The following is a 12,591-nucleotide window of genomic DNA, read 5'->3' as shown; positions in this document are numbered from 1 at the left end:
GCTATTTTTTCGCTTTAGCAAAGGCGGCGGCGAAAGCTCCACCCATCGCAGCGTTTTGTTGTGGCTCTTCACGACGGCGTTGCGGTTGGCTACTATTTTGATGCGAACGCGTGTTGCCACTTGTTGCGCCAGAGCGTTGGCTGCGGTTATCTTGACCCGGCTCATCGTTTAAGCGCATCGAGAGTGCAATGCGTTTTCGCTGCACATCGACTTCCATCACTTTGACTTTGACTATGTCGCCCGCTTTCACCACTTCACGCGGGTCGGCAATGAAACGATCAGTCAGCGCAGAGATATGCACTAAGCCATCTTGGTGAACGCCAATATCAACAAAAGCACCAAAGTTGGCCACATTTGATACCACGCCTTCCAAAATCATCCCAATTTCCAGATCTTTCATTTCAGTCACGCCATCAGCAAAGGTCGCGGTCTTAAACTCAGGGCGTGGATCGCGGCCCGGTTTATCGAGCTCTTTGATGATGTCAGTGACAGTCGGTAGGCCAAAATGCTCGTCGGTGTAATCGACGGCGTGTAAATTGCGCAAAAATTCACTATTGCCGATCAGTGCTTTGATCTCTTTGCTGTTTTTTTCGGCGATGGCTTTCACCACTGGATACGCTTCTGGGTGAACCGAAGAGGCATCGAGTGGATTTTTTCCATCCATAATGCGTAAGAAGCCCGCACATTGCTCAAATGCTTTTGGCCCTAAGCGCGCGACTTTTTTCAGTGTAGCGCGTGAGGCGAAGCGTCCATTTTCATCACGATAATCAACGATGTTTTGCGCCAGTGCGTTAGACAAGCCAGCCACGCGTGTTAACAGCGCGGCAGAAGCAGTATTCACATCCACGCCTACCGCGTTGACGCAGTCTTCAACAATCGCATCTAAGCGTTTGGCGAGCATCGACTGGCTGACATCGTGTTGGTATTGGCCCACACCGATCGATTTTGGATCGATTTTCACCAGCTCGGCAAGTGGGTCTTGCAGGCGGCGAGCAATCGACACCGCGCCGCGTAGCGACACATCCATATTGGGGAACTCTTTGGCCGCCAGTTCAGAGGCTGAGTAGACCGAGGCCCCTGCTTCGCTGACAATGATTTTCTGCACTTTCAGGTTGCCGCGCTTAATGACATCGGCGACAAAAGTATCGGTTTCGCGCGATGCGGTACCGTTGCCAATCGCAATCAAATCGACGTTAAATTGGCGTACCAACTGCTCAACAATTTTCGCTGATTTGTCATGTTGGTTATGCGGTTGATGCGGATAAATCGTCTCGGTCGCCAGTACTTTACCCGTGGCGTCCACTACCGCAATTTTCGAACCCGTTCGCAAACCAGGATCCAAGCCGAGAGTGGCGCGTGGACCAGCCGGTGCGGCCATCAACAAATCTTTTAAGTTGGTGGCAAACACTTCAATCGCTTCGATTTCGGCACGCTCTTTCATTGCGCCCATCAGTTCGGTTTCCATGTGCATTGACACTTTAATGCGCCACGCCCAACTGATCACTTGTTTGCGCCACCCATCGGCAGGGGCGCTGCTTAAGTGAATGCCATAGTGTTGTGCAATCAGCGTTTCGCAATACGATTGGCGCACTCCCTCTTCTTGCTCTGGGTCGGCATTCATGCTCAAACTTAAAAAGCCTTCATTGCGGCCGCGAAGCATGGCCAATGCTCGGTGTGAAGGCACTTTACTGAGTGTTTCGTTATGCGCGAAGTAATCTTTAAATTTCTCCCCTGCTTGCTCTTTGCCTTCGGCCACGCGAGAGACCAATTCGGCACTGCGCGTCAAATGGCGGCGCACTTTGTCCAGCAGGTTGGCATCTTCAGCAATGCGTTCCATGATAATGGCGCGTGCACCATCCAGTGCTGCTTTAATATCACTGATCCCTTTCTCGGTGTTCACATAGTGTGCGGCCTCGGTTTCAGGGTCGGTTTGCGCTTCATTCCACAGCTTGTCTGCCAGGGGTTCAAGCCCTGCTTCAATCGCAATTTGTCCTTTAGTGCGACGCTTAGGTTTGTAGGGTAAATAGAGATCTTCAAGGCGAGTTTTACTGTCTGCTTGGTTGATCTCTTGTGCCAGCTCGGCGGTGAGTTTGCCTTGTTCTTGAATCGATTTTAGAATGGTTTGGCGGCGATCATCGAGCTCGCGCAGATAGGATAAACGGCTGTCTAAGGTACGCAGTTGGGTGTCGTCTAGCCCACCCGTGACCTCTTTACGGTAACGGGCGATAAAAGGAACGGTGTTTCCGTCATCAATAAGTGTGACAGTCGCTGTCACTTGCTCAAGACGCACATTTAGCTCTTGTGCGATCAATTTGCAGATAGCTTGGCTCATCCGTGGTTTCTCTTTTGTAGTTCAGTAGCACCACCACTCAGGGTGGTTTGAATAGGGTAACTATTGGGGCACGTTAGACTTATTTCTAGTCTAACGGCGCGCTGTTATGAGATTAGTGAGATAACCTTCTACCCGATTGTGCCAAAGAGGTCACGTAACGCGTGTGATTTTGATGTCATTTTTCAGCGTTGGCAGCGCTAAAACCGAAGATGAGTTTGGTGGCTAAAGATAAGCTCAGTCAGTTGGTGCCGAGCGAAAATGACAGTATAGTAGCAACAAGCCATCGTGATGAATGTATAACCTGCGGCTACCTTGAATGTGCGGCGGTGTGTAATGGGAAAAGATCTTGAAGACCAAACTGATTACCCGTGAGGGCTACAATAAATTAAAGGCAGAGCATGACCATCTTTGGCATGAAAAACGGCCAGAAATTACCAAAATAGTCACTTGGGCTGCTGGCCTAGGGGATCGCTCTGAAAACGCAGACTACACCTTTAATAAGCGTTTACTGCGCCAAATTGATCGCCGAATTCGTTTTTTGAGAAAATTTTTACCGGAAGTGACGATAGTTGATTATTCGCCTCAACAAGAGGGGAAAGTGTTTTTCGGTGCTTGGGTGGAAATTGAAAATGAAGCGGGTGATGTAAAGCGCTTTCGCATTGTGGGCCCAGAAGAGATTTACGGTGACGCGAAAGATTACATCTCCATCGATTCACCGATGGCGCGTGCTCTGCTGAAAAAAGAGGTTGATGACGAGGTGCAAGTGCCCACGCCCACCGGTATCAAAGAGTGGTTTATTAACTCGATTGAGTATGAAAAAGGGCAGTGAACGGAGTATTCGGTTCAAAATATTCCTCGGTCGCTCATTTTTCTCATCTCACTTGCTTCGCAACGCCTCTAACGGCTTTTTCAACACGGCGGGTAGCGAGTAGAGCAGCAGTAGCCGTAGGGCGTGGTTGATCATCACAAACGCGGGTTCCATGCCCAGCAGTAGGGCGACGGCGGTCATCGCTTCTACGCTGCCGGGGACCCAAGCTAAAAGTAATACCACCCAAGATTTATCCAGCAGTAACGCAAACAAGCCAGACATGGCGACGGCGACCAGCAGACCAATCAGTGTAACCATCACACCTGCGCGCGAATAAGCCATGGCTTCGCGCAATGTGGTATCGGCAAGGCGTGCGCCAATCAAAATACCCAGCAGTGCGGTGGCGAATACCACCATCCATGTTGGAAGTTGTAGCGCAATGCCTGTCGAAAAACTATTGAAACTGGCCGTGACCAGCAGTGCCGCCAACATATAGGGCGCGGGAATGCCGAGCAAGGTCGAGCCTTTGCCCAGCAGTAGACTAAGCAGCGCAAGCGCAAAGAAAATCAACCATGCGTAAATCGTCAAACTGCTCTCAACGGGGGCAGCGTCGGGTGTGCTATTGGAGATAAAAAGGGCCAGTAACGTGAGGATCATCAAGCGCACCGAGTGCGAATAAACCACTTTGGTTGAAGGAGTCAGGCTTGATTCGCTGATCACCAAAATCGCTGCCATCGCGCCCGGTACCGCACCGAGTAGAGATTCAAACGGTGACCAACCTTCTCTTTTGCGGAGCCAAAGAAAGCTGCTGGCGATCTGCAAGCTTAAGCAGCAAACCAAACCGATAATCACCGGTAGGGTTAAGGTTTCGCCCAATTGACTTAAACTGATGGTCGCCCCAACGCTGATGCCGAGCACAATTTGCACCGTCAACAATAACCCGTTAGGAACGTGGATGGATAAGAGGCGTTTTTTATGCAGCACAATGACTAAAGCTGCGGCAATAAACATTTCAGAAAGCGGAATGGCGAGCAGGCTTCCCACACTTGCCGCAACAGCTGCGATCACCACAATGTGAATAAACAGAGTAAAAGAAGCTCTTTCGAACATTATGTCTTTCCTTAATAAATTGTGCAGCGTAAATGCCACCGCTCCTCTAGCACTTCACGTTGTAGTGCTTGCGTTTGGCTTTCTCCCGTATCGATATGACCGTCGGGGATGATGACTTAGGCCATCGCAGGGTTTAAACGTGTCCAGCTTACTAACAATAATGCAGCGAATGCCAACCACACCAAAGTGGCACATACCAGTGTACTGGTGAGAGGTAGCCAATAACTGAAGTAGTATACTGCCAACAGATATGCCGCATACGGGATAAGCGAGTAAAGGCCAAACAACGCGGTGGTGCGCAGGTCTTCCATCGTGCGTTCGGTGCCGACAATGTAATGCGCAATCAGAGCGAAGGTAGGAAACAGCGGTACAAGACCAGCAATAAAAAAGCTTTTGCTTTTGGAGAGCAGGGCGATGATCAACACGGCAAGCGCACCAAGCAGGCACTTGAAAAACAGAGCTGCCATGACATTTCCTTTTGTCAGAATAGATTAAGTGTTGCTCACTATAAATCACTGACAGGTTAACTAGAAATGTTCATTGATGGGTTTGTTATTTTCTATGCAACATTTCTTCAAATCCAAGTAAAATGGCCACCACTCTTTTTATTCGGCGGCGTGTTGTATCATGCGGCTTGGTTGGGCAAAGATGAAATTAGGAAAACGGCTCACGCAACTAGTACAGCAGATCAACCGTCACTACGATCATATTTGGGATTGCTGCTGCGATCACGGTTTGCTTGGCGCGGCATTACTGAAGCGCTGTCCAAATAGTGTGGTGCATTTTGTTGATATTGTGCCAGCGTTGATTGAAAAGGTGACGCTCGATTTAACGCGCTATTTCCCTGCAACGGCGGCGTTACCGCGCTGGCGTACACATTGCCTAGATGTGCGCGATTTGCCGCTTGATAGCCATTCTGGCTCGCATCTACTGATCATCGCTGGGGTTGGCGGTGATTTAATGAGTGAATTCATTGCCGCGCTGGTTGAGCGTTATCCGCATCGCTCGTTCGATTTTCTGCTTTGTCCTGTGCATCACGGCTACACCTTACGTGAACAGTTGATGACACTGGGCGCGAGATTACAACAGGAACAACTGGTGGAAGAGAATCGGCGTATCTACGAGCTGCTGAACGTGCAGATTAATCCGCCTGCAGTACGAGGCAAAGAACCAAAATTACCCCTCCTTAGTTTGGCCGGCGAATCGATCTGGCAAGTGGCCAATGATGAGCAAAAAATGATTGCCCAGCGTTATCTGACGCAATTGCAACAGCATTATCAGCGTAAAGCGCAAGGCGGCGATGTTAGCGCGCAAAAGTGTTGGCAAGCCTATCAGCCGATTAATATCACTTGTCATGGAAATTTTCGCGATGGAAATAGCCCAATAGGCGGAGAATATGAAAGCACTCAATGATCTGAACTTGTTTGTCGAAACCGCACGCCAAGGCAGTTTTTCTAAGGCGGCCAACAGCGTATCGCTGACCACGGCCGCGGTCAGTGCCGCCATTCGCCGTTTAGAAGAGCAGGTGCAGTTTCCGCTCTTTGTCCGCTCGACACGTCATATGCGCTTAACCCAAGAGGGGGAGATTTTCCTCGCCAAAACTCAGACAGCCCTTGCCACGTTGCAAGAAGGGCTCGATCAGATAGCATGCGCGCGCGGTCAACTGGCGGGGAAGCTGCACCTCAGTGCCCCTTCGGATTTGGGGCGCAATTTACTGCTGGATTGGATCGATGAATTTATTGCCTTGCACCCGAACGTCATCGTTAAACTGGATCTCTCCGATCGCTTAGCGGATATGTATGCTCACCCGATGGATATTGCGATTCGTTATGGCCATCCTGCTGATTCCAATTTGGTTGCGATGCCGCTGTGTGAATCAAACGAGCGCGTGTTGTGCGCCTCGCCAGAATATTTGGCAACGCATCCACCTATCCTCCATCCTGACGATCTGCAACATCACAATTGTCTTTGTTATATGCTGGCCGACACGCTGCATAACAAGTGGGTTTTGAGCCGAGAGGGCGAAACGCAGAGTGTGGTAGTGCAAGGAAACCCCGCATGCAACGATGGTGACGTGGTACATCGATTGGCTGTTAAAGGCAAAGGCATTGCCAATAAGTCATTAATGGATATCAGTCAGGATATTATTGATGGGCGCTTAGTACGCATTTTACCGCAATGGGAAAGTGGGCCAGTGCCAATTTATATCGTGTGCGCAGATCGACGTTTGATCACCCCAACCATTCGCGCTTTTCAGGAATTTATTCGTGGAAAAGGCTGCCAGCAACGACAAGCGGTACTGACAGCCATCAAACAGCGTGAGAGTTAATCCCGCATTAGCCAACAAACGTTAGCGGGCGGATTTGTAGGTATTCCAATGCCTCTTGCTCGCTAAGCTGTTGTTGAAAGTGCTGAAAATGCGCACTCTGCTGGTGTTGTTGCAAGCTCTCCTCTGAGCACCAAATCTCCTGCATCAAGAATAAGCCGTCAATCGAGTTATCACGATAGAGCTCATATTGGCAGCAGCCTGTTTCGTTGCGGCTCGGTTCAAGCAGCGCTTCAAGCATGGCTTGCACTCGCTCTATTGAGTCGGGAAGGGCTTTGATTTCGGCTAATAAGTGGATCATGGCTTATAACTCAGTAAAGACGGTTTGCTCTGGCCAGCGAGATTTCGGCAGCTTGGCGTTAAAATCTTCTTCGCTGTGGTAACCGAGCGGTACAATCACTAAGCTGGTGAACCCTTTTTCAGTCAGGCCAAACTCTTGGTTGAGCACCTCGGCATCAAATCCTTCAATGGGGACAGCATCAATGCCCATCGCAGCCGCTCCGAGCAGCAGTGTTCCAACATTTAAATAAACTTGTTTTTGCATCCAGTGTTCGGCGTCATTGAGCGTTTCTCGATGCAAGTTAACAAAATAGCTGCGTCCACCGTGCATGCCTGTTTTGGCTTCTTCATTGGCAAAGCGGCCATCTTTCTCTTCGTTTTCCAGCAGCGTCAATAAGTAGTGATCATCAATATCGGTTTTGGCGCAAAACACCATCACGTGAGACGCATCCAAAATTTTGCGTTCGTTAAAGGAAAATTGACCTTGCGCCGCTTTGGCGATACGCGTTTTGCCTTCCTCGCTAGCCGCCAAAATAAAATGCCAAGGCTGCGAATTGACGCTAGAGGCGCTCATGCGTACCAGTTCTTTAATATCAGCGACTTGCTGTTCAGTCAGTTTACGGTTGGTGTCAAACGCTTTGGTGGAATAGCGCGCTTGCGATGCTTGAACAATATTCATTTTTCCCTCCTAGGGAAGATAACATTCGAGATGGCGCTAAGATAACGGACTGAGTCCAAACAAGAAACCGCCTCTTGCTTAATTCATTTTCAAAAAAAATTTGATAATCCGAATTTGAAAACGCCCTAGCTTGCGGAAAAAGTTAGCACTATCTCATGATATTTCTGAATTAGCGCATACACTTAATGTGTACGGTAGATCATCATTAAGGGATATGGTCACTCACTAAGCGTTAATGATTGTCTAATATATTCAAAAGGTTGCTTTGGCCGGAGAGTATGCATGACGGAGTGTAAGTGCATTTGTTGGTTTATTCTCTTTTCTCTTCCCATCCCCTCGGCGTGGGCGGACATTGACTACGGGCCTGCGCAAAGCTATGTGCAATCGCCACTGCATACCAATAGCCTTTCTGCACAACTTCGCTCCGGCTTTTCGATGCAAGAGGAAGAAGTGGAGCTCTACACCAGCGCGACTATCGCCAGCATTTGGGCGATCACTCCCCACTATAGTTTGGATTATTACCAGAATCAGCTTGCAATGGGCGGTAAATGGCAGCTCACTTCGAAGTGGCAGGTTGAGCTTAATTATCGTTGGAACTTTGCTGCCAATAATCATTTAGATGGATTAACCATTGCTTTTCATGACTGGTTTGGCATTGATCAAAACGGGCGTGAGGATGTCGATAACGATCGCTTCATCATTCAAATGCCAGAGTACGGCATTGATCAGGAAGCGTTCCGAGGCGAGACATTGAGCCGTGCGTTGACCAGTTATTTACAGTACCAGCTGGTGGATAAGCCTCATCACGGTTTGTCATTGGGAGTTTCACTCTATTACAACGATCCACACCATGGAATATTCAACCTGTCTGAGTTTGAACAAGCGGTGCAGCTTAATTATGGCTACCGAAGAGGTAAGCATGCACTTGATACGCTGTTGGCTATCACCTTTCGCAACCCGACCAATGTACCAGGCCAAACACAGTATCATTCGAGTACTTGGTCGATGGGTACCAGTTATCGATATCAGTGGTTAGAACGCCATTATCTGATTGGGCAGGTCTCATTCTATCAAGGCCTTTCAACGGGGGAGGATGACTTTTCTAAACCATCGACCGAGTTTATTTTGGGGTATCGTTATCAAATGAGCCATTCAGCGATTGAAGTTACTGTGGTCGAGAATATGTTTAATGCCAATAACAGCACCGATATTGCCTTTGGTTTAGGCTATCGCTATCGCTTTGGCCGCTTTGATAAAGAGCTGAACTGACAAACGATGTCATCCGCTTAGTGTCTAACAACGAAGCGCGACAAAAGACATAAACGTTAACAATTCTTTGCATGATTTTAGCCGCAACGGTGTTACATTTTACTCGCTCGGTTTGATATTGGCTGAAGCTCAGAATTAGGTGGGATCTCAGATGCAAGAAAACTATAAAATTTTAGTGGTGGATGATGATGCGCGTTTACGTGCATTGCTTGAGCGTTACTTGTCAGAGCAAGATTTTCTGGTGCGTAGTGTCGCCAATAGCGAACAGATGGATCGCCTGCTCACTCGTGAAAACTTCCACTTAATGGTGCTTGATTTGATGTTACCGGGTGAAGATGGTTTGTCTATTTGCCGCCGCTTGCGTAACGCCAATAACATGTTGCCGATTTTAATGCTGACCGCTAAAGGCGACGAAGTGGATCGTATTGTTGGCTTGGAGGTGGGTGCGGATGATTACCTGCCCAAACCGTTTAACCCGCGTGAACTGCTGGCGCGAATCAAAGCCGTGCTACGCCGCCAAGTGATTGAAGCCCCCGGCGCGCCAAGTGCTGAAGAATCGGTGGTTGAGTTTGGGGAGTTTCGCCTGAATTTAGGTACCCGAGAAATGTTCCGTGGCGATGAGCCGATGCCGCTCACTTCCGGTGAATTTGCCGTATTGAAGACCTTAGTCACCAATGCGCGTGAGCCAATGTCGCGCGATAAGTTGATGAATATGGCAAGAGGGCGTGAATACTCCGCAATGGAGCGCTCGATTGATGTGCAAATCTCGCGTTTACGTCGCATGCTTGAAGTGGATCCAAGCAAACCACGCTACATACAAACGGTGTGGGGCTTAGGTTACGTCTTCGTTCCAGATGGTAAAGAGTCTTAAATTTCAATCAGCTCCTGTCGGTTAACCCACAGGAGCTTTTTTGTCGCCTTTTTGATAGTACGTTCATAGCGGGTTTTCCTATGCGCATTCGCAGTTCCTTTACTCAATCGATTTTGCTCTTCTTTTCATTGCTGATCGCCAGCCAAGTGTATTCTTATTACGCCGTATTTAACTATGCTTTGATGCCCAGTTTGCAGCAGTTCAATAAGATTTTGGGCCATGAGATCAACCTAATGCTGGACGATGCGGCGAACAATACATCGAAGCTGGGAATGGACGCCTTACAGCGCCGCCGAGTGTTAGAACAATTGGGCGTCACCATTCATAGTGAAGAGAGTGAGATGGCCCAAGAGTATCACGATGCCATCAGCATTGATTTGATGAGCGAGGAGATGAGCAATGAGCTCGGCTCGCCGACCGATGTGCGGATGATTTTGGGTAAAGAGAGTTATATTTTATGGATGAAAGTGGACTCTTTTCCGGGGTCATTAATACGCATCCCTCTCTCTGAGTTGCAAAAAGAGGATTTTGCGCCACTATTTCACAATAGTTTGGTGATGGCGTTACTGATCGTATTAGGGGGATGGCTGTTTATTCGTCTGCAAAATCGTCCTTTAATTGCCTTAGAAAAAGCCGCCAAAGCCGTTGGCCGAGGTGAGAACCCGCCGCCATTGCCGCTCAAAGGCGCTTCTGAAATTCGCGCGGTGACGTTGGCGTTTAATCAAATGTCGAAAGGGATCCAAGCACTTGAAGAGGATCGCTCATTATTGATGGCGGGGATCAGCCACGACTTACGTACGCCGCTGACTCGTATTCGCTTAGCCACGGAAATGATGTCTCCAGAAGAGAGTTATCTCGCCGAAGGAATCATCAGTGATACGGAAGAGTGTAACGAGATCATCAGTCAGTTTATGGACTACCTTAAACCCGTCAATAAACAGACCTTTACCGCCGTTGATCTCAATGAGATCGCCAATGATGTCGCCACTGCCGAAGGGGGCTACGAAATCAAAATCGATGTCGCGCTGCATTTACCAATGCAGCCAGCCTTTGGCAATGCGATCGCCATTAAACGCGCGGTGAGCAACTTAGTGGTGAACGCCATTCGTTATGGTAATGGTTGGGTTAAGGTGAGTACGGGCAGTACCGCAGATAACAAAATGGCTTGGGTTTGTGTGGAGGATAATGGCCCGGGTATTGATCCTAGCCAAGTGAGTAAAGTGTTTGAACCTTTTACGCGTGGTGATACCGCGCGAGGCAGTGAAGGCACAGGACTTGGTTTGGCGATAGTGAAACGGATTGTTAGCCAGCATCATGGCAGCGTTGTGGTGAGTAACCGCAGTGAAGGTGGACTCAAAGCGCAACTGAGCTTCCCGACCAAATAGGGGCTTATTCACTAAATAACACAATGGGCTCAGTTGAGCCCATTGTGTTTGCGGTTTATGTCTTTTCGGCTGCTGACCGAAGTTTTTGGGCCCATCCATGCAATCAGTTGGTTTTGAGCTCTTCGAGTTCTTCTTCTTCGCGTGGCAATTTTTCTGGCAGTAGCAAGTTGAGCAAAATGGCGGTGATACCGCCAGCCGCTACGCCGGATGAAAAAATGCTCTTAATGAACTCGGGCATAAATTGCAGAATCTCTGGCTTTTGCGCAATGCCTAACCCCATCGAAAACGACAGCGCCATGATTAAAATCGCGCGGCGGTCGAGATCCACACGGGAAATAATACGCACACCCGCGGCTGCAATGGTGCCGAACATGACGATGGTTGCACCGCCAAGTACCGGTTCAGGAATCAATTGTACAAAGCTTGCCACGCCCGGGAACAGGCCGAGCAACACCAGCATGGCGGAAATAAAGTAACCCACATAACGGCTGGCAACCCCGGTGAGCATAATTACGCCATTGTTTTGGCTAAAGGTCGAGTTGGGAAAACTGTTAAAGACCGCCGCCAGCGCGGAGTTCAAACCATCAGCTAGCACACCACCTTTAATACGCTTCATGTAAATCGGCCCTTTGACAGGCTCGCCCGACACTTCAGAAGTGGCGGTGATATCACCAATCGCTTCCAATGCGGTGATCAAGAAAATCAGTACCAGAGGAATAAAGAGTGACCAATCAAAACCTAAACCAAACTGCATAGGTATTGGTAGGGCAATCAGGGCAGTCTCACTCAGTGAATCAGTGTTCACCATCCCCATCAAGTAGGCCATGATATAACCGACGAACATCGCAATCACAATCGATGCTACGCGAATGTATGGGTTACTTGAGCGGTTGAGCAGCACGATAAGTCCAAGCACGGTTCCCGCCAGCGCCAGTTTGTCTAAGCTGCCAAAAGTGCCATCGCTGAGCGCAGCATAGCCGCCACCCATAGAAACTAAACCAACTTGTACCAGTGTTAAGCCTATCAGGGTGACCACAATGCCTGACACTAGCGGCGTGATCACGCGGCGCGCGTATTGCAGCACTCGTGATAATAGGATTTCAGCAAAAGAAGCGACTAAAATGGTGCCAAAGATCGCCGCCATCATAGTGCTGATATCTGCACCACCCGCTTTTAATGACAAGCCTGCGCCAATAATTGGCCCAAGAAAGTTAAAACTAGTGCCTTGGATAGAAAGTAAACCGGAGCCAATCGGGCCAATGGTGCGGATCTGGATAAAGGAGGATAAGCCAGATGCAAACAGCGACATGCTGATGATGGTGTTGGTCTGTTCGGCAGAAACACCAAGTGTTTGGCAAATAATGAGCGAAGGGGTGATGACCGCAACAAACATGGCTAGCAAATGTTGTAAAGCGGCGAAAATGGTTTGGGGTAGCGGTGGCCTATCGTTGAGTTGATAAACCAAATCAGACTTACGCGAAGCGTTGTGGATAGTCATACTGTTTTCCTAATGGTGCGTTGTTGTCTTAGCG

13 protein-coding genes are annotated in these 12,591 nt (G+C 48.9%); 6 read left to right on the top strand and 7 right to left on the bottom strand.

The window, feature by feature from the left end; all coding sequences use genetic code 11:
• Position 1 precedes the first annotated feature (1 nt).
• Positions 2 to 2,332: a Tex family protein gene (locus AACQ79_RS01335; protein WP_170899616.1), complete on the bottom strand. Its 2,331-nt coding sequence runs from the start codon at positions 2,330 to 2,332 to the stop codon at positions 2 to 4.
• A gap of 346 nt (positions 2,333 to 2,678) precedes the next feature.
• Between AACQ79_RS01335 and greB the strand changes: the two genes are divergently transcribed.
• Positions 2,679 to 3,161, top strand: a complete 483-nt coding sequence (greB, locus tag AACQ79_RS01330) for a transcription elongation factor GreB (protein ID WP_010319306.1) — start codon at positions 2,679 to 2,681, stop codon at positions 3,159 to 3,161.
• 48 nt (positions 3,162 to 3,209) lie between these two features.
• Here greB and AACQ79_RS01325 read toward each other — a convergent pair whose 3' ends face one another.
• Genes AACQ79_RS01325 through AACQ79_RS01320 form a run of 3 tightly spaced genes read right to left on the bottom strand, consistent with a single transcriptional unit; the run spans position 3,210 to position 4,717 of the window.
• The gene (locus AACQ79_RS01325) at positions 3,210 to 4,250 is read right to left on the bottom strand and encodes an AbrB family transcriptional regulator (RefSeq protein WP_170899615.1); all 1,041 of its coding nucleotides are present in this window, start codon (positions 4,248 to 4,250) and stop codon (positions 3,210 to 3,212) included.
• 11 nt (positions 4,251 to 4,261) lie between these two features.
• Positions 4,262 to 4,360: an NUDIX domain-containing protein gene (locus tag AACQ79_RS18345; RefSeq protein WP_256375990.1), complete on the bottom strand. Its 99-nt coding sequence runs from the start codon at positions 4,358 to 4,360 to the stop codon at positions 4,262 to 4,264.
• Between the two features lie 6 nt (positions 4,361 to 4,366).
• Entirely contained in the window at positions 4,367 to 4,717 is a 351-nt protein-coding gene (locus AACQ79_RS01320) for a GlpM family protein (RefSeq protein ID WP_017048724.1), read from the bottom strand.
• Between the two features lie 181 nt (positions 4,718 to 4,898).
• Here AACQ79_RS01320 and AACQ79_RS01315 point away from each other — a divergent pair, with 181 nt between their 5' ends.
• Positions 4,899 to 5,663: a tRNA (adenine(22)-N(1))-methyltransferase gene (locus AACQ79_RS01315; RefSeq protein ID WP_249339222.1), complete on the top strand. Its 765-nt coding sequence runs from the start codon at positions 4,899 to 4,901 to the stop codon at positions 5,661 to 5,663.
• Complete coding sequence (locus AACQ79_RS01310) at positions 5,647 to 6,579, top strand: LysR family transcriptional regulator (RefSeq protein ID WP_013855415.1); 933 nt, start codon at positions 5,647 to 5,649, stop codon at positions 6,577 to 6,579. Before AACQ79_RS01315 ends, AACQ79_RS01310 begins: the two co-directional genes overlap by 17 nt.
• Positions 6,580 to 6,586: 7 nt before the next feature.
• On the opposite strand, the gene AACQ79_RS01305 is transcribed toward AACQ79_RS01310, so the two are convergent.
• Together AACQ79_RS01305 and AACQ79_RS01300 are read right to left on the bottom strand one after the other, a co-directional pair.
• The gene (locus tag AACQ79_RS01305) at positions 6,587 to 6,877 is read right to left on the bottom strand and encodes a putative quinol monooxygenase (protein WP_013855414.1); all 291 of its coding nucleotides are present in this window, start codon (positions 6,875 to 6,877) and stop codon (positions 6,587 to 6,589) included.
• 3 nt (positions 6,878 to 6,880) lie between these two features.
• Positions 6,881 to 7,534, bottom strand: a complete 654-nt coding sequence (locus tag AACQ79_RS01300; protein WP_017049380.1) for an oxygen-insensitive NAD(P)H-dependent nitroreductase NfsB — start codon at positions 7,532 to 7,534, stop codon at positions 6,881 to 6,883.
• Between the two features lie 282 nt (positions 7,535 to 7,816).
• On the opposite strand from AACQ79_RS01300, the gene AACQ79_RS01295 reads away from it, so the two are divergent.
• The 3 genes from AACQ79_RS01295 to envZ all read left to right on the top strand — a co-directional run bounded on the left by AACQ79_RS01295 (position 7,817) and on the right by envZ (position 11,059).
• Complete coding sequence (locus AACQ79_RS01295) at positions 7,817 to 8,803, top strand: DUF3187 family protein (protein WP_170899614.1); 987 nt, start codon at positions 7,817 to 7,819, stop codon at positions 8,801 to 8,803.
• Positions 8,804 to 8,954: 151 nt separating this feature from the next.
• The gene (gene ompR, locus AACQ79_RS01290) at positions 8,955 to 9,674 is read left to right on the top strand and encodes an osmolarity response regulator transcription factor OmpR (protein ID WP_170899613.1); all 720 of its coding nucleotides are present in this window, start codon (positions 8,955 to 8,957) and stop codon (positions 9,672 to 9,674) included.
• Positions 9,675 to 9,754: 80 nt separating this feature from the next.
• A complete protein-coding gene (gene envZ / locus AACQ79_RS01285) occupies positions 9,755 to 11,059 on the top strand; it encodes a two-component system sensor histidine kinase EnvZ (protein WP_013855410.1) in 1,305 nt (434 codons plus the stop codon).
• A 103-nt stretch (positions 11,060 to 11,162) separates the two neighbouring features.
• Here envZ and AACQ79_RS01280 read toward each other — a convergent pair whose 3' ends face one another.
• Positions 11,163 to 12,557 (bottom strand): uracil-xanthine permease family protein, encoded by a 1,395-nt coding sequence (locus tag AACQ79_RS01280; RefSeq protein WP_047688004.1) that lies wholly within the window; start codon positions 12,555 to 12,557, stop codon positions 11,163 to 11,165.
• Positions 12,558 to 12,591 lie beyond the last annotated feature (34 nt).

This window comes from Vibrio sp. 3-2(1) (genome assembly GCF_963887575.1).
In the GTDB taxonomy this organism is placed as follows: domain Bacteria; phylum Pseudomonadota; class Gammaproteobacteria; order Enterobacterales; family Vibrionaceae; genus Vibrio; species Vibrio anguillarum.
This window is presented reverse-complemented; position numbering and strand designations above follow the sequence as displayed.